The sequence below is a fragment of the Duganella hordei genome (assembly GCF_040369125.1).
Taxonomy (GTDB): domain Bacteria; phylum Pseudomonadota; class Gammaproteobacteria; order Burkholderiales; family Burkholderiaceae_D; genus Rugamonas; species Rugamonas hordei.
On sequence record NZ_BPWI01000001.1, the window covers coordinates 610,925 to 630,880 of the forward strand.

Here is a 19,956-nt window from a genome sequence, read left to right on the forward strand (position 1 = left end):
TAGCAGAGATGCAAGCCCGGCGGACAGCGCCGCCGGGCCGGTGCTACATTGGTCGCAAATTTAGTTGCGAATGTCCAGCGCGCGGTTCAGGCTCAGCGCCGCCAGCGAGCAAACCGCGCCCGACAGCAGGTACAGGCCGACATACGCCAGGCCGAACTGCGACGACACGCCCAGCGCCACCAGCGGCGCGAAGCCCGCGCCCACCAGCCACGCCAGGTCGGACGTGAAGGCCGCGCCGGTGTAGCGGTACTGCGCCGGGAAGTTGGCGGTCACCGCGCCGGCGGCCTGGCCGTACGACAAGCCCAGCAAGGCGAAGCCCAGCATGATGAAGGTGTCCTGCGCAGCCTCGCCGCCGTTGAGCAGCATCGGCACGAAGCCGCTGAACACCGCGATCAGGATGGCCAGCGAGCCCAGCGTGCGGCGGCGGCCGATGCGGTCGGCGATCAGGCCGGAGGCGACCACGCCCACGGCCATCAGCACCACGCCCACCATTTGCGTGCCGAGGAAGCCGGTGATCGAACGCGGCGAGTAGATCGTGATCCACGACAGCGGGAACACCGTCACCAGGTGGAACAGCGCATAGCTGGCCAGGGCGGCGAGGGCGCCGATGATCAGGTTGCGGCCCTGCGAGCTGGCCATCTCGACCACGCTGGTCGGCTGCAGTTCGCGCTCTTCCAGCAGCTTCGCATATTCGCTGGTGGAGGTCAGGCGCAGGCGGGCGAACAGCGCCACCACGTTGATGGCGAAGGCCACGTAGAACGGATAGCGCCAGCCCCAGTCCATGAAGTCCAGGTCGTTCAGGTTGCCGATCAGGTACCAGAACAGGCCGGCGGCGATGAAGAAGCCGGTCGGCGCGCCCAGCTGGCCCAGCATCGCGTACCAGCCGCGCTTGTTTTCAGGCGCGTTCAGCGCCAGCAGCGACGGCAGGCCGTCCCACGAGCCGCCCAGCGCCAGGCCCTGGCCGATGCGCAACGCCGACAGGATAATGATGGAGTTGAAGCCGTTGTCGGCATATGATGGCAGGAAAGCAATCCCGGCCGTGGTCGATCCCAGCAGCAGCAGCGCCCCGGTCAGCTTGGCTTCGCGCCCGTAGCGGCGCTGCACGGCCATCGAAATGACGGTGCCGATGGGCCTTGCAATAAAGGCAAATGAAAAGATGGTGAACGCGTACAAAGTACCTTCCAGCCGCCCGTCGAACGGGAACAGCAGCGAAGGGAACACCAGTACGGAAGCAATTGCGTAGACAAAGAAATCGAAATACTCGGAAGCGCGGCCGATGACCACGCCTACCGCTATTTCGCCGGGGGAAATATGTTCGTCGTCCCGGGTATTGATGTTGCGTGCATCGTTACCGGCCTGAGATGGTTCTTGGGCGCCAACATGGACGCCGTTTGGTGTAGTCGTAGTGGCCATAATCTCTGTCTCTGTGTCTCTGTTACGTTGATATTGTTATCACGGTCATGCCCTGGCCACCCTAGGACAAAGTGTCCAATGGCAAGAACATTCCGTGATTGGTACAGTACCATGTTATCCATATTCTGTAACGTACATTACCGCATGATTCCTCCTATCGCTCGTCGTGGACTGTTCCTCGCACCGCTGTTGTGGCTTGCCGGCTGCAATACGGTCGTGCTGAACCCGTCCGGGGATATCGCAGCCCAGCAGGCACACCTTGTTGTTGTGTCAACCTTGCTGATGCTGTTGATTATCGTTCCCGTTATGTTCTTGATCTGTTTGTTCGCCTGGCGCTACCGCAAGTCCAATACCGCCGCCGAATACAAACCGAACTGGGATCACTCGACCAAGCTCGAACTGCTGATCTGGGGCGCGCCGCTGCTGATCGTCATCGTGCTGGGCCTGATCACCTGGATCTACACCCACCTGCTGGACCCGTACCGTCCGCTGAGCCGCATCGACGAGAACCGTCCCGTGGCCGCCGGCGTCAAGCCGCTGGAAGTGCAGGTCGTGGCGATGGACTGGAAATGGATGTTCATCTACCCGGAGCAGGGCATCGCCACCGTCAACGAGCTGGTGACCCCGATCGACGTGCCGGTGCGCTTCCACATGACGTCGTCGTCGGTGATGAACGCGTTCTACATCCCCGCGCTGGCCGGCATGGTCTACACCATGCCAGGCATGGAAACGCAGCTGAACGCGGTGATGAACAAGGTCGGCGTGTATGACGGCTTCTCGTCGAACTACAGCGGCGCCGGCTTCTCGGACATGAAGTTCAAGTACCACGGCGTCAGCCAGGCCGACTTCGACAGCTGGGTCGAGAAGACCCGCGCCGGCGGCGCGCTGACCCGCGCAGAGTTCAGCGCGCTGGACAAGCCGACCATCAAGCATCCGATCATGCACTTCGGCAGCGTCGACAAGGGCCTGTACGACCTGGTGCTGAACCGCTGCGTGGCCGAAGGCTCGGTCTGCATCAACGCGCAGATGGAGCAGGACGCCATGCGCATGCAGGCTGCCGCCGCCGCGAAAGAATTGCCGAAAGACGTGTGCACGCCGAAAGTCGCCGCCGCCACGCCCCAACCACTCCGTAAAGAATGACCATGTCTGATCTCAACCTGACCAAACTGATCTTTGGGCGGCTGTCGCTGGAAGCAATTCCATACCACGAGCCCATCCTGATCGGCACCTTCGCCATGGTGGCGATCGGCGGCCTCGCGCTGCTGGCCGCCATGTTCAAATTCCGCCTGTGGGGCCCGCTGTGGCGCGACTGGATCACCTCCATCGACCACAAGAAGATCGGCATCATGTACATGGTGCTGGCCATCGTCATGCTGCTGCGCGGCTTCGCCGACGCGCTGATGATGCGCATGCAGCAGGCCATCGCCTTCGGCGACAACGCCGGCGTGCTGCCGCCGCACCACTACGACCAGATCTTCACGGCCCACGGCACGATCATGATCTTCTTCGTGGCGATGCCGCTGGTGACCGGCCTGATGAACTACGTGGTGCCGCTGCAGATCGGCGCGCGCGACGTGTCGTTCCCGTTCCTGAACAACTTCTCGTTCTGGATGACCACCTTCGGCGCGATGCTGACCATGGTGTCGCTGTTCGTCGGCGAATTCGGCCGCACCGGCTGGCTGGCGTTCCCGCCGCTGTCGGGCATCGCCGCCTCGCCGGACGTCGGGGTCGACTACTACATCTGGTCGTTGCAGGTGGCCGGGGTGGGGACCACGCTATCGGGCGTCAACCTGATCGCCACCATCGTCAAGATGCGGGCGCCGGGCATGAGCATGATGAAAATGCCGGTCTTTACCTGGACCGCGCTGTGCACCAACGCGCTGATCGTCGCCACCTTCCCGATCCTGACCATCACGCTGGCGATGCTGTCGCTGGACCGCATGGTCGGCACCAACTTCTTCACCAACGACCTCGGCGGCAACCCGATGTTGTACGTCAACCTGATCTGGATCTGGGGCCACCCCGAGGTCTACATCCTGGTGCTGCCGGTGTTCGGCGTGTTCTCGGAGATCGTCTCGACGTTCTCGTCCAAGCGGCTGTTCGGCTACACCTCGATGGTGTATGCCACCATCGTGATCACCATCCTGTCCTACCTGGTCTGGCTGCACCACTTCTTCACCATGGGCTCGGGCGCGTCGGTGAACTCGTTCTTCGGCATCACGACGATGATCATCTCGATCCCGACCGGCGCCAAGATCTTCAACTGGCTGTTCACCATGTACAAGGGCCGCGTGCGTTTCGACGTGCCCATGCTGTGGACCGTCGGCTTCATGCTGACCTTCACCATCGGCGGCATGACCGGCGTGATGCTGGCAGTTCCACCGGCCGACTTCGTGCTGCACAATTCGCTGTTCCTGATCGCCCACTTCCACAACGTCATCATCGGCGGCGTGGTGTTCGGCTGCTTCGCCGGCTTGAACTACTGGTTCCCCAAGGCCTTCGGCTTCAAGCTCGACGAGTTCTGGGGCAAGGTCTCGTTCTGGTGCTGGCTGGTGGGCTTCTGGGTCGCCTTCACGCCGCTGTACGTGATGGGCTTCATGGGCGTGACCCGCCGCATGAACCACTTCGACGATCCGTCGCTGCAAAAATGGTTCGTCATCGCCGCCATCGGCGCGCTGATCATCGCCGCCGGCATCGGCGCCATGCTGGTGCAGTTCTACGTCAGCTGGAAGAACCGCGAGAAGCTGCGCGACGTCACCGGCGACCCATGGGGCGGCCGCACGCTGGAGTGGGCCACCTCGTCGCCACCGCCGGACTACAACTTCGCCTTCACGCCCGTGGTGCACGAGAGCGATACCTGGGCCGACATGAAAGCCAACCACTATCAGCGTCCGACCAGCGGTTTCGTGTCCATCCACATGCCGAAGAACACCGCCGCCGGCTTCATCATCTCGGCGCTGTCGTTCGCGCTGGGCTTCTGCATGATCTGGCAGATGTGGATCCCGGCCGGCCTGTCGTTCATCGCCATGATGGCCGCCATCATCACGCACACCTTTAACTACAAGCGCGATTACTACATCCCTGCGGAAGAAGTCGTCCGCACCGAAGAAGCGCATACTCGTTTGCTGGAAGCCCATGTCTGAAACTATCGCTAACGGCGCCGTGAGCGCCGACCCGAGCGCACGCTACTACGTGCGCGAACACCACCCGGAGAACGGCACGCTGCTGGGCTTCTGGCTCTACCTGATGAGCGACTGCCTGCTGTTCGCCGGCCTGTTCGCCGCCTACGCGGTCCTGGGCCGCAACTACGCCGGCGGCCCGACCGGCGCCGAGCTGTTCGACCTGCCGACCGTGGCGATCAACACCGGCTTCCTGCTGATGTCGTCGATCACCTACGGCTTCGCGATGATCGCCTCGCAGCGCAAGAACGTGAAGGCGACCATCGGCTGGCTGCTGGTCACCGGCCTGTTCGGCCTGGCCTTCCTGTACCTGGAGCTGGACGAATTCGTTCACCTGATCCACGAAGGCGCCGGTCCGCAGCGCAGCGCGTTCCTGACCTCGTTCTTCGCGCTGGTCGGCACCCACGGCCTGCACGTGACCTTCGGCTCGATCTGGCTGGTCACGCTGGTGTGTCAGCTGGCCAAGCACGGCCTGACGCCTGAAAACAACCGCCGCCTGATGTGCCTATCGATGTTCTGGCACTTCCTGGACGTGATCTGGATCGGCGTGTTTACCTTTGTCTACCTGATGGGAGTCCTGCCATGAGCGCACACAATCACGACCACCACGGCCACGACGACCATGGCCATGGTCACGAACAAGGCGCCCACGGCAGCCTGAAGGATTACGCGATCGGCTTCGTGCTGTCGGTGATCCTGACCGCGATCCCGTTCTGGCTGGTGATGCACAAGGTGTTCGACAAGTCGAGCACCACCGCCGCCGTCATCCTCGGCTTCGCCGCGGTTCAAGTAGTGGTGCACATGGTGTACTTCCTGCACATGAACGGCAAGATCGAAGGCGGCTGGTCGCTGCTGGCGACGATGTTCACGCTGGTGCTGCTGGTCATCGTGCTGGCCGGTTCGATCTGGGTCATGTACCACATGAACGTCAACATGATGCCGTCCATGGGTACGGACGTGCACAACATGCGCGACATGCAATGACAACAGGCGCGCAGCGCCCACGTTCCCGCGCCCTGCGCGTCAGCCTGGCCATCGCGGCCGGGTTGATGCTTGCAGGGTTTTTTGCTTTGGGGACGTGGCAGTTGTTCCGCCTGCAGTGGAAGCTGGCGCTGATCGAGCGCGTCGAACAGCGCGTGCACGCGGCGCCGGTGGAGGCGCCCGGCGCGGCGCTATGGCCGCAGCTGAGCGCCGAGGCGGACGATTATCGCCGCGTTAAGCTCAGCGGTTTCTACCTGCGCGGCTCGGACACGCAGGTGCTGGCGTCGCTGGACCGCGGCATCGGCTACTGGGTGCTGACGCCTTTGTGCCGCGACGACGGCGGCATCGTCATGGTCAACCGCGGCTTTATCCGCGCCGGCTCCGGCGGCTGGGCGCCGCAGCCCGCGCCGCCGGCCGCCGCGGCCAATCCGTGCGCCGCCGGCGGCGATCCCGTCACCGTCACCGGCTTGATGCGCCTGAACGAAGTCTCCGGCCGCCTGCGCCAGAACGAGCCGGCCCGCAACTACTGGTACACCCGCGACGTGCAGGCCATCGCCCGCGCGCGCGGACTGCCGGCCGTGGCGCCGTACTTCGTCGACGCCGATGCGGGTGCGGCCGCCGCCGAGGGCGGGCCGCTGGGCGGCCTGACCGTGGTTTCCTTCCCCAACAACCATTTGGTTTATGCTGTCACCTGGTACGCGCTGGCGCTGATGATCGCCGGCGCTGCCGCATGGGTCGTCCGCGACGGACGCCGATCACAGACAGCTGAAGCGTAAATGGCCAGGAAAAACGACAATCCGTACGACCGGGGGCGGCCCAACGCGCCGGTCATCGAGCCGCTGGCGGCGGTGAATGCCCACGCCAACACCATCTCCCACGCGGCCGGCCACAAGAACATGCAGCAACTGATCCAGCTGCGCTGGATCGCGGTGGTCGGCCAGATCACCACCATCTTCGCCGTGACGATGATCTTCGACGTGCGGCTGCCGCTGCCCGCCATGCTCGACGTGCTGGCCTGCCTGATCGCCTTCAACATCGCCAGCACGCTGCGCTGGCAGGAAAACCAGGTGGTCTCCAACAGCGAGTTGCTGCTGGCGCTGACGGTGGATGTCGCCAGCCTGACGGCGCAGCTGTACCTGAGCGGCGGCGCCAGCAATCCCTTTGTATTCTTATACCTGCTGCATGTGATCCTGGGTGCGGTGCTGCTGGAGGCATGGTCGACCTGGACCATCGTCGGCGTCACCGGCACCTGCATCGCCGGGCTGGCGCTGTTCTCGGAACCGCTGCCGCTGCCGCTGGACCATTCGCGCGGCATCTTCAGCCTGTACGTGCAGGGGATGCTGATCTGCTTCGTGCTTGATGCGGCGCTGCTGGTCATCTTCATCACCCGCATCACGCGCAATATGCGGGTGACGGCGACCAAGCTGGCCGATCTGCGCCAGCGCGCCGCCGAGGAGGACCACATCGTCCGTATGGGATTGCTGGCGTCGGGCGCGGCGCACGAACTGGGCACGCCGCTGGCCACGCTGGCGGTGATCCTGGGCGACTGGCAGCACATGCCTGAGTTCAAAGGCAACCCGGTGCTGCTGGAGGAGATCGGCGAGATGCAGACGCAGCTCAAGCGCTGCAAATCCATCGTCAGCGGCATTTTGCTGTCGGCCGGCGAGACGCGCGGCGAATCGTCGGCCGCCACCACCGTCAACACCTTCCTGGCCGACCTGGTGGCGGAATGGCGCGTCGGCCGGCCGGTGGTGGAATTCGAATTCGAGAACCGCATCGCGCCGGATCATCCGGTGGTATCCGATTCGACGCTGAAGCAGATGATCTGCAATGTGCTCGACAACGCGCTGGAGGCGTCGCCGCACTGGCTGCGCATGGAGGCCGGCGTGGAAGAGGGTGCGCTGGTGCTGCAGGTGACGGACGCCGGTCCCGGCTTCGCGCCGGACATCCTGGCGCAGCTGGGCAAGCCATACAACTCAAGCAAGGGCCGGCCGGGCGGGGGATTGGGCCTGTTCCTGGTCGTGAACGTCGCGCGCACGCTGGGCGGCGCGGTCACGGCGTCGAACCGGCCGCAGGGCGGGGCGCAGGTGCGCCTGACGCTGCCGCTGTCCGAGATCGAAATCAAACCGGAATCGAATCAATATGACTACTGAAGAAGAACGCGTGTTGCTGCTGGTCGAGGACGACGCCGCCTTCGCGCGCACCTTGAGCCGCTCGTTCGAGCGGCGCGGCTATAGGGTGCTGCTGGCCGAGAACGTGGACGAAGCCAGCGCGCTGCTGGTCGACAATGCGCCGGGCTACGCGGTGGTGGACCTGAAGTTGAAGGGCAATTCCTCCGGACTGGCCTGCGTGCAGATGCTGCACCAGCACGATGCCGAGATGCTGATCGTGGTGCTGACCGGTTTCGCCAGCATCAACACGGCGGTGGAAGCGATCAAGCTGGGCGCCTGCCAGTACCTGGCCAAGCCGTCGAACACCGACGACATCGAAGCCGCCTTCGAGCACGTGGCCGGCGCGGCCGGCCTCGAACTGAGCAACCGCACCACCTCGGTCAAGACGCTGGAGTGGGAGCACATCCACGCGGTGCTGGCCGAGACCGATTTCAACATCTCCGAAGCCGCGCGCCGCCTCGGCATGCACCGCCGCACGCTTGCGCGCAAGCTGGAAAAGCAGCGCGTCAAATAACTACTTGGCCGGTGCCTCGGTGACGACGATTTTCATCTCCAGCGCACCACCGTTGTCGGTGGCGACCTTGATCCCGGCCTGATCGCCAAGTGCGACGAGCAAGCCATGCTGGCCGACCTGTTCCCCGCCGTGGACGGTGGTTGTGGCGACGTACACCGTGCCCGGCTTCTGCGCGGTGACCAGAAAACTCGCTTTCCATTGTTGCGCGCCCTCGCCGACGGCGAGCGCCGCCTTCTCGCCTGCATGGACGAGCAGGCGGGGCGAAATGTCCAATCCGTCGGCATTCAGTTTCAGCGCGATGTTATAGAGCTGGCTTGCGGACGCTTGTTGCTGCGCGGCCCATGACGCGTAGCTGGCGCCTATCATGACGGCGGCGAGCAGAATGCGGCCAGTCGCGCGAGCGGCGAAGGTGGTGCGGCGATTCAGGTTCATGACTCTCTCTTTCAGTGGATGGTTGGACTGCCATTGACATGCCAGCGGAAAGCTGTCCGCCGCCAGCTGTGACTTCATCATCGCGCCGGCGTAGGCGCGGCGGGAGCGGGGATGGCTGCGCACTACGTCGGCATCGCACGCCAACTCCTGGTCGATGCGCATCAGGCGTGCCCCCAGGTGTATCAGCGGATTGAACCACCAAAGGCATTGCAGCGCCGCGCATGCGGCGTTGGCCAGCGGGTCGTGCCTGCGCGCGTGGGCACGCTCGTGCGCCAGGATTAATTCCCGCTCCGTCGCCGAATAGCGGCGATCGAAATCGGCCGGCACCACCACCAGCGGGCGCAGTATGCCGACCAGCGCCGGTCCGGTGCAGCCTTGGCCGGTGTAGGCGCCGTCGTTGCGAAGACTCAGGCGGCCGATCCCGCGCGCAAAGCGGAGCTGCAGACTGGCCTGTCGCATGGCGGCGGCAATCGCGCCGGATAGCCAGATGAACAGTAGCGCCGGGACGGTAAACGGCCGCGCGCCGGCGGCAATCACCGGCGCGGCCGCCTGGCCCAGCGCCGGCAGGATGGACACTGGCGCGTACACGGCGACGGTGGCTGGCGTCGGCAGCAACGTGGCCAGCGCGCACAAGGGCACGACAAGCCAGAGCGCATAGGCGGTGCCGGCGCCCGCCAGACCGCGCAAAGGCCGTCGCATCGCCATGACGACAAGCACGGCCAGGCTGGCCGCAACGGTGGAGCGGCCCAGTGCGGCGAGCAGCGGCGACAACTCATTTGTCGTCATCAAGCTCCCCAATCAGCCGCTTGAGTTCCGCGATATCGGCCTTGCTCAGCTTGCGATGGCGGCTGAAATGCGCGACCAGCGGCGCGACCCGCCCGTCGAACAGCCTGTCGAGAAAGCCCTTGCTTTCGCTGTGCAACCACTGCTCGCGGGTCATGGCCGCCGAATACAGGTAACGCCGTCCATCCTTCACAACCTTGACGGCGTGTTTGCGCAGCAGCCGGTTCAGCAACGTCTTGACGGTCGATTCCTGCCACGCGCGCTCCGGTCCGATCGCTGCCGCGACCTCGTCGGCGCTGCGCGGACTATGCGACCACAGCGCCTCCATCACGATCGATTCTGCCTCGCTGATGTGCGGTAGAGCTTTCATCATTATTCGTTTACAGTTGTAATCGCTAAAATGATTACATGTGTAATCGATGCCGTCAAGCGTTATACTAAGTCCATGACACAACAGACTTTACTGCCGGGCTTTGAACCGGAACCGCAGCTGACGGACCGCATCTTTTTCGCGGCGCTGCCGGACGCCGGCGCCGTCGCGCGCATCAAGACGCTGACGGCTGAACTGAAGCAGCAGCACGGCCTGCGCGGCAAGCCGATTGCCGATGGCAAGCTGCATGCCACGCTGTGCAACCTCGGCGACTTTCCGCACATGCCCGATGCGCTGGTTGCGCGGGCGGGGCAGGCCGCCGCTTCGGTGGCGTCGGCCACCGCGCCGTTCACCGTCCGCTTCGACATGGTGCAAACCTTCGTCAACCGCAGTCGCCACCGGCCGTTCGTGCTAAGCGGCGTCGACGGCGTGGTCGGCCTGGGCGCGCTGTACAAGCAGCTGGCGCAGGCGCTGCTGAAGGCCGGCCTGCCGGGCAATCCACCCGGCTATACGGCGCACATCACGCTGCTGTACGACGATGCGACTGTCAAGCCGCAAGCCATCGCGCCGGTCGAATGGACGGTGCGCGAACTGGTGCTGGTGCACAGCCAGATAGGCCAAAACCTTCCCTACACCACGCTGGCGCGCTGGACGCTCGAAGGCTGAGGTTTTTTGTGATACTTTAACCTTGTCGATATCCACAAGGTGAGTGTCCATCATGCTGATCAGACGTTGCGCTGTGTTGTTCCTGGAACCCCGCGAGGATCTCGATATCGACTGGACCTCGCTGTTCGCCGGCGAGGGCGCGCTGGGCGCGACCATGCGCTGGGTCGCGCTGGCGCCGCACCTGGGCGAGGAGGTCGAGGTGACGTTGCCGGAGATGGCGGCGCTGGGCGGCATCGGCTTTACGCTGTGGCAGGATCGCGCCGGCTGCGAAGAGCGCCACGGCGCGGATCACGTGGCGCGGCTGTTGCAGGCCGGCCTGCTGATCGGCGATGACGCCGATGACGCCACCGGCGCGGCCTTCCGCGAACGCGACGAGACGCTGCGCTCGCAGCACTGGCGCCCCTTGTCCGCCGCCGCCCATATGTTCAGCCGCTGGGGCGACATGCGGGTCGACAAGGGCATGCAATTCCCCAGCTTCGAAGAACTCGTGGTGTCATATGGCACGCCGCCCGGTCCGGCGATCGAGCGCTGCGCCGACGGCCAGGCCATCATGCTGCCGCCGCCCGAACGCGCGCGGCTGGACGACACGCTGTTCCAGCGCTACACCGGCCGCAATTTCGACGGCGCCGCCGTGCTGGCCCTGACCACCGCCTCGCGCCTGCTGCAGCGCGCCTTCGGCTCGCAGGGCGAGCGCGAAATGGCGCCCGACGCCTTCGTGCTGAAAAAACTCAGTCCCTCTGCCGGCGGCCTGCATCCGACCGAAGTGTATGTGATGGCGCAGCGCGTCGAGGGCGTGGCGCCGGGCCTGTATCACTATCATCCGGTACGTCACGCGCTGGAGCCGCTGGCGGCGATGGATACCGCGCAAACGGCGGAACTGGCGATGCGCATGGTGGCCGACCAGGACTGGTTTGTCGATGCGCCGATGATGATCGTGCTGGCCGCGCGCGTGGAGCGCAATTTCTGGAAGTACCGCAATCACGCCAAGGCGTATCGCGCCTTGCTGCTGGATGCGGGCCATCTGTCGCAGACCTTTTATCTACTGGCGACCGAAGCGGGGATGCCGGCCTTTGTGACGGCGGCGGTGAACGAGGTGGATATCGAGCGGGCGTTTGGGCTCGATCCCTTGAAGGACATGGTGGTCGCCGTCTGCGGCTGCGGAATGGCGTCCGGGGCGCAGGATACGGTGGAGATGCGTTACGAGCCTTGACCCCGCGCTACCATGCGGGGCCGATGGCCGTTCAACGCTGACCGGACAGGAAGAATGGAATCGCGCCGGCGGCGTTTTCCAGCTTGCCCTTGATGGCGTGGCGGCTGGCGGCGAACACTTCTTTCGACGGCAGGCTGCGCAGCGATGGGATGCTGGCGGCGTCGAGCTGGATGCCCAGCGTGCCCAGCGCCATTTGCGGATCGTTCAGGAAGCTCATTCGGAAGCCGTCGTCGCCGGACAGTTTGGACAGCAGCAGATCGAGATCTTGCGGGGAATGCGTGGCCATGTCTAACCTTTCGTGTGGTAGTGGTTGGATACGTCGCGTTCAAAACGCAAGTTCATCGTAGGCCAAAGATTGCCGAAGCTCAAGCCTTATTGCACCTAGCGTCTTGCTAGGGACTCTGCACCAATTCGGCCGCCACCGATTCTTGTTCGGCCAGATCGATGCGCGCGCTTTCCATAACGACATCAAAAGCTTGCATGAAAGCAGCCAGTAAATCAGGGTGGGTGGATGGCTGCTCTCTGAGGCCGGTCTCCAGTGTGCTTGCCGCTTCGAACAACTCCGTTGCCGAAATATTACCGGCCGCGCCGCGGATTTTATGCACCAAATCGGCCGCCGCCGCAAAGTCGCCGGAGTGGATTGCATGTTGAATCTGTTGCAAACCGGTGCCGGCGTCGTGGGCGAACTGGATCAGCAGGCGTGACAACAGCAGGTCGTTGCCGCCCAGCCGCGCCAATGCCGCGTCGACGTCGATGCCGGCGCGCAGCCTGGCCGGTTCTGCCGCCGCGGGCGGCGGCGGCTGCGGCTCCGGCGGTGCGCGCTCGGCGTGCGGCTCGACCCAGGTGGCCAGCACCGCATACAGGGTGTCGGGATCGACAGGCTTGGTGACGTAGTCGTTCATCCCCATCGCCAGGCAGCGTTCGCGATAGCCGGCCACCGCATGCGCGGTCATCGCGATGATCGGCAGCCGGGCATGGGCTTCGTCTTCGCGTATCAGGGCGGTGGCTTGGTAGCCGTCCATGTCCGGCATCTGGATATCCATCAGCACCGCGTCGTAGGCGCCGGCGGCGGTCATGCGCACCGCCTCGGCGCCGCTGCCGGCCAGCTCGACGCGCACGCCGGCGCGCTGCAGCACCTCGCTGGCGACCTGCTGGTTGATCGAATTGTCGTCCACCACCAGCACCAGCGAACCGCGGATGCGCTGCACCGCCAGCGACGGCGCCGCCGGTATCTTGACGGCCGGCTGGCCGGCATCGAGCCCCAGCGCGGACAGCAGCGCCGTGCGCAGCAGATAGGGATTGGCCGGCTTGTCGAGGAAGGGCATGACGCGGCTTTGTTCGGCGGCCTGCGCGTTGTGCTCGCGCGCATAGGCGGTCACCATCAGCACCGCCGGCGGCGGCTGTCCGCCGTTCTGCTCACTGTCTTGCTCACTGAGCTGCGCGATGCGGCGCAGCGTTTCGATGCCGTCCATGTCCGGCATGTCGGCGTCCATCATCAGCAGGTCGTACTGATCGAGCTGCAGCGCCGCCAGCGCCGCCGCGCCCGACGCCACGGTGCGCGCACGCAGTCCCAGGCTGGCCAGCTGGATCCGCATCATGTGGCGGGCCGCTTCGCTGTCGTCCACCACCAGCACGCGCTTGCCGTGCACGGCGGACGGCAGCGACGGCAGGCGCGGACTCTGGTCTGCGGCGGGCTGCAGCCGCACGGTGAAGCTGAAGCTGCTGCCGACGCCGGGTTCGCTGTCGACCTGGATCACGCTGCCCATCTTGCGCACCAGTTGCTGCGAGATTGCCAGTCCGAGGCCGGTGCCGCCGTACAGCCGCGTGGTGCTGGCGTCGGCCTGGGCGAAGGCCTGGAACAGGCGCTCCTGCTGCTCCTGGCTGATACCGAGGCCGCTGTCCTCGACGGTGAAGCGCACGCCGATCTGGCCGTCGCCGCCGTCGATCAGGTCGAGGCCGTCGGCGTTGTCCAGCTCCACGCGCAGCTCGATGTGGCCGCGCGCGGTGAACTTGAGCGCGTTGCCGACCAGGTTGACCAGGATCTGGCTCAGGCGCAGCGGATCGCCCAGCAGGTTGGACGGCACGTCCGGCGCGGCCCAGATCACCAGCTCCAGCCCGCGTTCGGCGGCGCGCCACGAGAACAGGTCGGCCAGCTGGTTGAGCGTGTCGGGCAGGTCGAAGGGCAGCGCCTCCAGTTCCAGCTTGCCCGACTCGATCTTGGAGAAGTCCAGCACGTCGTTGATGATCTCCAGCAGGCTCTGGCCGGCGCGGCCGATCTTGCGGAAGTAGTCCAGCGGCTGCGGCGGCAGGTCGAGATGGGTGCCGAGGCCGGCGAAGCCGAGGATGGCGTTCATCGGAGTGCGGATCTCGTGGCTGATATTGGCCAGGAACTCGCTCTTGGCGCGGGTGGCCGCTTCGGCGTTGGCGCGTGCCTGCTCGATCATGCGCAGCGCGCGCGCCTTCTGGTAGGCCGAGACGAAGGGTTCCTTCAGTGCCTTCAGCAGATCGAGATCGCTGGCCTCGAAGCTGGCCTGGTATTGGTAGTTTTCGAAAATCAGATAGCCTTCGACCTGGCCGTCGATCACCACGCGCACCGCCAGCAGCGCGCACACGTCGCCCGGCAGCGATTGCTTGTGATGGACTTCGAAGATGTCGGGCGCGATCATGCAGTCGGGCGGAGCGTAGCGCAGCTCGGCCTGGCGCAGGTCGATGCGGTAGGCGTCGGATGCGGCGTCGATGCGGCCCCAGGCCGCGCGCAGGCTCAGGGTTTCGGTGCCGGCTTCGCGCACCAGCGCCAGCGCCGTATCGACGCCCTTGATGACGGTCGATTCGTGCAGGATGGTGTGCAGCAGCGCGTCGAAATCGAGCTGCTCGTTGATCGACTTGACGATGGCGTTGAGTTTTTCCAGGTGCTGCGTGCGCGAATACACCAGCGCCTGCAATGCGATGCCGGTGCGGTGCAGCTGCCGCACGCGCCAGCGCACCAGCGCCCAGGTCAGCGCGCAGGCGGCCAGGAAGTAGCCGGCATAGGCCCACCAGGTCTGGTGCCATGCCGGCAGCACCACCACCCGCAGCGACAGCTCGGCGGCGTTCCACAAGCCTTCGCGGTTGCTGCCGCGCAGGCGCAGCAGATAGCTGCCCGGCGGCAGACGGTTGTAGCTGGCGATCCGGCGGCTGGCGTCGGTCTCCACCCATTGGCTGTCGTAGCCTTCCAGCATATAGGCGTAGCGGTTGCGCTGCGGCGCCGAGTAGTCCAGCGCCGCCAGCTCCACCTCGAAGCTCTGGTTGTGCGGATGCAGCGTCAGCGTCGGTCCCTGCAGGTTGTCCAGCTGGTCCGGCGTGAGCACGTGCTGGTCCAGCCGCACCGCGCTGATGACCAGCGGCGGACGGTAGCCCCAGTCGTTCAGGCGGCCGGGATAGACCACCGCCATGCCGGAGGTGGCGCCGAACACCAGGTCGCGTTCCGCCGTGACGGTGCTGGCGCCGATGAAGAAGGTGCGGAAGGCCAGGCCGTCGGCGCGGGTCAGCGCGCGCGCCTTGAGCGTGCCGGCGTCGATCACGGCGATGCTGTCCGAGGTGGCGGCCCAGATCCGGCCCACCGGGTCCGCCTGCAGCGACATGATGGTGCCGGCGGTCAGCCCGTCGGCCATGCCGATGCGTTCGAACTGCGGCACGCCGCGCGGATCGCGCCCCGTCATCACGCAGATGCCGCCGCCGTAGGTGCCGACCCACAGCCGGCCGCGCGTATCGAGCACCAGGGAACTGATCACCGGCTCCGACAGCGCGCCGGGCAGGCCGGGATTGGCGCGGATCTGTTCGACCTTGCCGGTGTCCGGATCGAGCCGGTTCAAGCCGTTGCGGGTGGCCACCCACAGCGTGCCGTCGGCGTCGGTGATGACGGCGTGGATGCGGTTGTCGGTCAGGCCGCCGCTTTCGGCGGGGCCCTGGACGTAGCGCTGAATGGTGCCGGCGGCAGGATCGTAGCGCAGCAGCCCTTCGAAAGTGCCCAGCCACAGCTCGCCCTTGCGCAGCAGGATGGTGCCGATGCGCGGATACGGGTTGTTGGCCTGCGGCAGAGCCACGCGCCTGACGCTGTGCGCCTTGCCGGAAGTGCGGTAGAGGCCAAGCTGGGTGCCGATCCACGCCTCGCCGGGGTCGGCTTCGGCCAGCGCCAGCACCATGCGGTTCGGCAGCGCCCTTTCCGGCTGGGAGGGGTCGGGCCGCAGCGCGGCGCGGCGGCTGCCGTCGGGGAGCACGATGTCGATGCCCTGGTCGGCCAGCGCGATCCAGACCTGGCCGTGCTGGTCGTTCATCAACGCGCTGACGGCCGACTCCTGCGCGCCTTCGCCGCCAAAAACGGAATCGATGCTCTCGCTGTGCGGATCGTAGATGTCGACGCCGCGCTCCGTGGTCACCCACACCATGCCGCTGCGGTCGCGCAGCAGGGCGGCGGTGCGGTCGTTACTGAGGCTGAACGACACGGCCGGCTGGTGCAGGATGCGGCTGCCCTGGCCGCTGGCGGGGATATATTCGACCACGCCGCCGCCGTAGGTGGTGGCCCACCAGGTGCCTGGCACGGTCTCCGTCACGGCCAGCACCATGTTGGCCTGGGGATCCCTGACGCCTTTGATGCCGACGATGCGGCCGCTGTCGGCATCGGCGTCGACCACGCCGATGCCGCTTTTCAGCGTGCCGAAGGCGATCTGGCCGCGGCTGTTTTCACCCAGCGACATCACGGTGTCGCTCCAGCCGCCATGACCCTCGGCGGCGATGGCGATGGTGGCGATGGTGGGGGAGAGCGGCTCGGCGCCGGCCTTCAGGCGCGACAGGCCGGTGCCGGAGCCTATCCACAGATTGCCGGCGCGGTCCATCAGCAGCGCGCGGATCTGGTTGTCGGGCAGTCCCGGATATTCCTCGTGGGTGTAGCGCCGCACCGTGCCCTGGATCGCGTCGTAGTATTTGAGGCCGGACGACGTGCCCACCCACAGGTTGCCCCTGGCGTCGCTGGCGATCGCGCTGACGGCGCCCCGGCTCAACTCATCGTTGACACGGACGAAGTGCTCGTTGTGCCGGTCGAACATGGCCAGGCCGGAAGCGGCGGTGCCTATCCACAGGCGGCCGCGCGCGTCGGCGTGCAGGGCCTGGATGAAATCGCCGGGGAGCGAGGTGGAGACGCCGGCATCGTGGCGGAAGCTGCGCATATGGTAACCGTCCCAGCGCGCCAGGCCGGCCTGGGTGCCGATCCAGATAAAGCCGTCGCCGTCCTGCGCCAGCGCCATGCCGACGGGATTGGGCAGGCCCTGTTCCAGGCCCAGGTGCTCGAACAGCGGCGTGGCCAGCTTGCCCCAGCGTTCCGGACTGGCGGCGGCATAACCGCAAGCGAGCAGCCAGCACGCCAGCGCGGCCGCCAGCCAGCGCCGGGCGCTTGTACAGACATGCGGTGTGAGGGCGTGAATGTTCAAATCGGGGCGCACTCCGGAAGGTAGCTTCCAGCATACGGAATCGGCGACAGAAAGTCCATGCAAAGCAACGGGATCGCCGTGGTGCTTGTACAATCGACAAATGGATAAAGATATCAATATGAAACCAGAATTGCTGGTGCTGGCGGCCAGCCCGTCGGCCGACGTCATGGCCCAACTGGAGCGGCATTTTCACTGCCATCATCTGTGGCGCCAGCCCTGCGAGGCCCAGCCGGACTGGCTTGCCGGCGTGGCGCCCGGGGTGCGCGGGGTGCTGACCACCGGCGTGATCGGCATCGGCCCGGCGCTGCTGGAGCAGTTGCCGCGGCTGGAAATCGTCGCCGTCAACGGCATCGGCGTCGACGCGGTGGCGCTGGACGTGACCCGCGCGCGTGGTATTTTTGTTACCAATACTCCCGGTGTGCTGACCGAGGATGTGGCGGATCTGGCACTGACGCTGCTGCTGGCGGCGGCGCGGCGGCTGCCGGCGCTGGACCGCCATGTGCGCAGCGGCGCGTGGGAACGCGGCATGCCGCTGGCGCCGACGCGGGCACTGCGCGGCAAGGTATGCGGCGTGTTCGGCTTCGGCCGCATCGGGCAGGCGGTGGCGGCGCGGGCATCCGCGTTCGGCATGCGGACCATGTATTTCCAGCCGCGCGCGATCGAAGGCGCGGCGGTGGAGCGTTGCGCTTCGTTGCTGGAGCTGGCGCAGGCCAGCGACTACCTGGTGGTGTGCGCACCGGGCGGCGCGGCCACCCGGCATGCGGTGAACGCCGAAGTGCTGGCGGCGCTGGGACCGGAGGGAACGCTGGTGAACATCGCGCGTGGCTCCCTGGTCGACCAGGCGGCGCTGATCACGGCGCTGGAGGAGGGCACGCTGGGCATGGCGGCGCTGGACGTGTTCGACAACGAGCCGCATGTGCCGGCGGCGCTGCGTGAACTGGACAACACGGTGCTGGCGCCGCACGTCGGCAGCCTGACCGTGGAGACGCGCCACGCGATGGGACAACTGGTGGTGGACAACCTGCGCGCCTATTTCAGCGGCCAGCCGCCGCTTACGCCGGTTCCTTAGCCGGGGCGCACGCCGGCGGCAGCTGGCAGTGCAGTTTCACGCAATTGCGGCCGGCGCGCTTGGCGGCGTACAGCGCTTCGTCGGCGCGGCCGTAGGCCAGTTCGAAGCTGGTGCCGGCTGGGTTCCAGCTGACGCCGACGCTGGCGGTGATCTGGCGGTTGATCGGGGGCGCGAACACCTGGTCGGCGATGGCGTCGCAGACCGATGCCGCCACGGCCTTCGCCTCGTCGGCGGAGCTGGTCGGCCATACCACCGAGAATTCCTCGCCGCCGACGCGGCCTATCGCCACCTCGGGGCCGAGCAGCGCCTGCAGGCAGGAGACCACCGTCTGGATCACGGCGTCGCCGGCCGGGTGGCCGAAGTCGTCGTTGACCCACTTGAAATGGTCGATGTCGAGCACGATCAGCGCCATGTCGCCGCGCTGCAGGCAGCCGGTGGCCTGCTCGATGACGGCGGCGCGGTTCAGCGCCCCGGTCAGCGGATCGTGGGTGGCGCGGTATTCCAGCTGCTGCGCCAGTTCGTGCAGCTGGCGGTTCATCTGGTTCATATCCAGTTCGGCGCGGTCGCTGCGGCGTATCAGGCGGCGGCTCTCGCGCATCAGGCGCTCGTAGTGGACGATCATCTCGGACAGCGCCGCGCGCGCGTCGGCTTGCGGATCGGCGTGGGCCGCCCTGGCGTTGGCCAGGGCCGCGCTTTCCAGCGCGAACAGGTCGGCTTCTTCGCGGCCCGGGATGGTCATCATCAGTTGCTCACAGCATGATCGTGGAAATCGAGGGCGTCGAAATCGTCCCGCAGTTCCTGGCCGAATTCGAGGATGGTGTCGTCGTCCTCGTCGTGGTACCAGTTCAGCCGCACGTGGTTGCCGGCGATGGCGGCCTTGTTCAACGCATCGAAGAAGGCGAACAGCATCTTGGTGCTGGAGCTGTTGAAGTAGGCCAGCGAGACGTTGACGGTGATGCTGCTGTCCTTGCAGCCGTCGAGGAAGGCCTGCACGCGGGCGATCAGCGGGCCATAGAAGGCGGCGGCGTTTTCCGGATAGGATTCGCCCTTGATCGACAGCGTGTGCTGGTCGAAGCGGAAGTCGATTTCCGGCGAGGTTGGCGAGGCGCCGATGAATAGTGGTTCCATAACTGTTCCAGTACTTTCTAGATTATCGCTTTGATGCAGAACACCGTGGTGCCGGGGTTGTGCGCTTCCTGGACGAACTCGAACTCCAGCGGTTCGCTGGCGTCGCGCGCCATGGTCAGGAAGCCCAGGCCGGCGCCCTTGCTGTCGGCCGGCGTTTCGTCGCGCAGCGCTTTTTTATAGGCGGACTTGATCTCGTCCATGGTCATCGTGTGCAGCGGTTCGAGGCGGTCGCGGATCAGCCCCACGTTGGCGCTGGCGACCGGATTGGCGCACAGCAGGAAGAAGCTGTCGTCCTTCATGCCGATGCAGAACGAGCCGCGACGCATCTGGTTGTCGCTTTGCTCGTGCGGCGTCAAGGTGTCCGACGAGTAGTGCATGATGTTCTGCGACATTTCGACGAAGGAAGAGAAGATGCGCCGGCGCGTCGGCCCGGCCGCGCCGGCCGTGTCCAGGCGCGCCTTGATGGTTTCGGAAATGGCCGCCACCACGTGCTGCGAAAAATAGCCCACGTAGAAAAAGATGATGTGGCGCTTGCGGGCCACGTCCCAGAAATCGTTGAATTCTTCGTACAGCAAATC

18 protein-coding genes are annotated in these 19,956 nt (G+C 65.7%); 10 read left to right on the forward strand and 8 right to left on the reverse strand.

Annotated elements, in window-relative coordinates:
• Window positions 1-60: 60 nt before the first annotated feature.
• Window positions 61-1,413 carry an MFS transporter gene (locus tag ABWW33_RS02605; RefSeq protein WP_176650956.1) on the reverse strand — a complete coding sequence of 451 codons (1,353 nt, stop codon included), beginning with the start codon at window positions 1,411-1,413 and terminating at the stop codon, window positions 61-63.
• 144 nt (window positions 1,414-1,557) lie between these two features.
• Here ABWW33_RS02605 and cyoA point away from each other — a divergent pair, with 144 nt between their 5' ends.
• Genes cyoA through ABWW33_RS02640 form a run of 7 tightly spaced genes read left to right on the forward strand, consistent with a single transcriptional unit; the run spans window position 1,558 to window position 8,258 of the window.
• On the forward strand, window positions 1,558-2,553 hold the full coding sequence (gene cyoA / locus ABWW33_RS02610; protein ID WP_176650955.1) for a ubiquinol oxidase subunit II: 996 nt from the start codon (window positions 1,558-1,560) through the stop codon (window positions 2,551-2,553).
• 2 nt (window positions 2,554-2,555) lie between these two features.
• Window positions 2,556-4,556: a cytochrome o ubiquinol oxidase subunit I gene (cyoB, locus tag ABWW33_RS02615; RefSeq protein WP_176650954.1), complete on the forward strand. Its 2,001-nt coding sequence runs from the start codon at window positions 2,556-2,558 to the stop codon at window positions 4,554-4,556.
• Window positions 4,549-5,178 (forward strand): cytochrome o ubiquinol oxidase subunit III, encoded by a 630-nt coding sequence (cyoC, locus tag ABWW33_RS02620; RefSeq protein WP_176650953.1) that lies wholly within the window; start codon window positions 4,549-4,551, stop codon window positions 5,176-5,178. The genes cyoB and cyoC overlap by 8 nt, the downstream gene beginning before the upstream one ends.
• Entirely contained in the window at window positions 5,175-5,576 is a 402-nt protein-coding gene (cyoD, locus tag ABWW33_RS02625) for a cytochrome o ubiquinol oxidase subunit IV (RefSeq protein ID WP_353398535.1), read from the forward strand. The genes cyoC and cyoD overlap by 4 nt, the downstream gene beginning before the upstream one ends.
• Complete coding sequence (locus ABWW33_RS02630; RefSeq protein ID WP_353398537.1) at window positions 5,573-6,349, forward strand: SURF1 family protein; 777 nt, start codon at window positions 5,573-5,575, stop codon at window positions 6,347-6,349. Before cyoD ends, ABWW33_RS02630 begins: the two co-directional genes overlap by 4 nt.
• A complete protein-coding gene (locus tag ABWW33_RS02635) occupies window positions 6,350-7,726 on the forward strand; it encodes an ATP-binding protein (protein ID WP_176650950.1) in 1,377 nt (458 codons plus the stop codon).
• The gene (locus tag ABWW33_RS02640; protein WP_176650949.1) at window positions 7,716-8,258 is read left to right on the forward strand and encodes a response regulator transcription factor; all 543 of its coding nucleotides are present in this window, start codon (window positions 7,716-7,718) and stop codon (window positions 8,256-8,258) included. Before ABWW33_RS02635 ends, ABWW33_RS02640 begins: the two co-directional genes overlap by 11 nt.
• Here the strand turns inward: ABWW33_RS02640 and ABWW33_RS02645 are convergent, their stop codons facing one another.
• Both ABWW33_RS02645 and ABWW33_RS02650 read right to left on the reverse strand, forming a co-directional pair.
• A complete protein-coding gene (locus ABWW33_RS02645; protein WP_353398540.1) occupies window positions 8,259-9,476 on the reverse strand; it encodes a M56 family metallopeptidase in 1,218 nt (405 codons plus the stop codon). It abuts the gene before it with no gap.
• Window positions 9,463-9,846, reverse strand: coding sequence for a BlaI/MecI/CopY family transcriptional regulator (locus ABWW33_RS02650; RefSeq protein WP_353398543.1), 384 nt, complete (start codon window positions 9,844-9,846; stop codon window positions 9,463-9,465). Before ABWW33_RS02650 ends, ABWW33_RS02645 begins: the two co-directional genes overlap by 14 nt.
• Window positions 9,847-9,918: 72 nt before the next feature.
• Between ABWW33_RS02650 and ABWW33_RS02655 the strand changes: the two genes are divergently transcribed.
• Window positions 9,919-10,509, forward strand: a complete 591-nt coding sequence (locus tag ABWW33_RS02655; RefSeq protein WP_353398546.1) for a 2'-5' RNA ligase family protein — start codon at window positions 9,919-9,921, stop codon at window positions 10,507-10,509.
• 52 nt (window positions 10,510-10,561) lie between these two features.
• Window positions 10,562-11,719: a putative peptide maturation dehydrogenase gene (locus ABWW33_RS02660; protein ID WP_353398549.1), complete on the forward strand. Its 1,158-nt coding sequence runs from the start codon at window positions 10,562-10,564 to the stop codon at window positions 11,717-11,719.
• 31 nt (window positions 11,720-11,750) lie between these two features.
• On the opposite strand, the gene ABWW33_RS02665 is transcribed toward ABWW33_RS02660, so the two are convergent.
• Both ABWW33_RS02665 and ABWW33_RS02670 read right to left on the reverse strand, forming a co-directional pair.
• Window positions 11,751-12,005 carry an NHLP-related RiPP peptide gene (locus tag ABWW33_RS02665; RefSeq protein ID WP_176650944.1) on the reverse strand — a complete coding sequence of 85 codons (255 nt, stop codon included), beginning with the start codon at window positions 12,003-12,005 and terminating at the stop codon, window positions 11,751-11,753.
• Window positions 12,006-12,111: 106 nt separating this feature from the next.
• Window positions 12,112-17,181, reverse strand: coding sequence for a hybrid sensor histidine kinase/response regulator (locus tag ABWW33_RS02670; RefSeq protein WP_353398552.1), 5,070 nt, complete (start codon window positions 17,179-17,181; stop codon window positions 12,112-12,114).
• A 118-nt stretch (window positions 17,182-17,299) separates the two neighbouring features.
• Between ABWW33_RS02670 and ABWW33_RS02675 the strand changes: the two genes are divergently transcribed.
• Window positions 17,300-18,250: a 2-hydroxyacid dehydrogenase gene (locus ABWW33_RS02675; protein ID WP_176650942.1), complete on the forward strand. Its 951-nt coding sequence runs from the start codon at window positions 17,300-17,302 to the stop codon at window positions 18,248-18,250.
• Here the strand turns inward: ABWW33_RS02675 and ABWW33_RS02680 are convergent.
• From ABWW33_RS02680 to ABWW33_RS02690, 3 genes are read right to left on the reverse strand one after another with little or no spacing between them, the layout of a single operon-like run.
• Window positions 18,234-18,992, reverse strand: coding sequence for a GGDEF domain-containing protein (locus ABWW33_RS02680; RefSeq protein WP_176650941.1), 759 nt, complete (start codon window positions 18,990-18,992; stop codon window positions 18,234-18,236). The genes ABWW33_RS02675 and ABWW33_RS02680 overlap by 17 nt on opposite strands.
• The gene (locus ABWW33_RS02685; protein ID WP_176650940.1) at window positions 18,992-19,378 is read right to left on the reverse strand and encodes a DUF1987 domain-containing protein; all 387 of its coding nucleotides are present in this window, start codon (window positions 19,376-19,378) and stop codon (window positions 18,992-18,994) included. Before ABWW33_RS02685 ends, ABWW33_RS02680 begins: the two co-directional genes overlap by 1 nt.
• A 17-nt stretch (window positions 19,379-19,395) precedes the next feature.
• Entirely contained in the window at window positions 19,396-19,953 is a 558-nt protein-coding gene (locus tag ABWW33_RS02690; protein ID WP_353398560.1) for a SiaB family protein kinase, read from the reverse strand.
• Between the last annotated feature and the right edge of the window lie 3 nt (window positions 19,954-19,956).

Coding starts and splice junctions, on each gene's coding strand:
- ABWW33_RS02605 (WP_176650956.1), bottom strand. CDS start 1,413: ATGGCCACTACGACTACACCAAACGGCGTCCATGTTGGCGCCCAAGAA.
- cyoA (WP_176650955.1), top strand. CDS start 1,558: ATGATTCCTCCTATCGCTCGTCGTGGACTGTTCCTCGCACCGCTGTTG.
- cyoB (WP_176650954.1), top strand. CDS start 2,556: ATGTCTGATCTCAACCTGACCAAACTGATCTTTGGGCGGCTGTCGCTG.
- cyoC (WP_176650953.1), top strand. CDS start 4,549: ATGTCTGAAACTATCGCTAACGGCGCCGTGAGCGCCGACCCGAGCGCA.
- cyoD (WP_353398535.1), top strand. CDS start 5,175: ATGAGCGCACACAATCACGACCACCACGGCCACGACGACCATGGCCAT.
- ABWW33_RS02630 (WP_353398537.1), top strand. CDS start 5,573: ATGACAACAGGCGCGCAGCGCCCACGTTCCCGCGCCCTGCGCGTCAGC.
- ABWW33_RS02635 (WP_176650950.1), top strand. CDS start 6,350: ATGGCCAGGAAAAACGACAATCCGTACGACCGGGGGCGGCCCAACGCG.
- ABWW33_RS02640 (WP_176650949.1), top strand. CDS start 7,716: ATGACTACTGAAGAAGAACGCGTGTTGCTGCTGGTCGAGGACGACGCC.
- ABWW33_RS02645 (WP_353398540.1), bottom strand. CDS start 9,476: ATGACGACAAATGAGTTGTCGCCGCTGCTCGCCGCACTGGGCCGCTCC.
- ABWW33_RS02650 (WP_353398543.1), bottom strand. CDS start 9,846: ATGATGAAAGCTCTACCGCACATCAGCGAGGCAGAATCGATCGTGATG.
- ABWW33_RS02655 (WP_353398546.1), top strand. CDS start 9,919: ATGACACAACAGACTTTACTGCCGGGCTTTGAACCGGAACCGCAGCTG.
- ABWW33_RS02660 (WP_353398549.1), top strand. CDS start 10,562: ATGCTGATCAGACGTTGCGCTGTGTTGTTCCTGGAACCCCGCGAGGAT.
- ABWW33_RS02665 (WP_176650944.1), bottom strand. CDS start 12,005: ATGGCCACGCATTCCCCGCAAGATCTCGATCTGCTGCTGTCCAAACTG.
- ABWW33_RS02675 (WP_176650942.1), top strand. CDS start 17,300: ATGAAACCAGAATTGCTGGTGCTGGCGGCCAGCCCGTCGGCCGACGTC.
- ABWW33_RS02680 (WP_176650941.1), bottom strand. CDS start 18,992: ATGATGACCATCCCGGGCCGCGAAGAAGCCGACCTGTTCGCGCTGGAA.
- ABWW33_RS02685 (WP_176650940.1), bottom strand. CDS start 19,378: ATGGAACCACTATTCATCGGCGCCTCGCCAACCTCGCCGGAAATCGAC.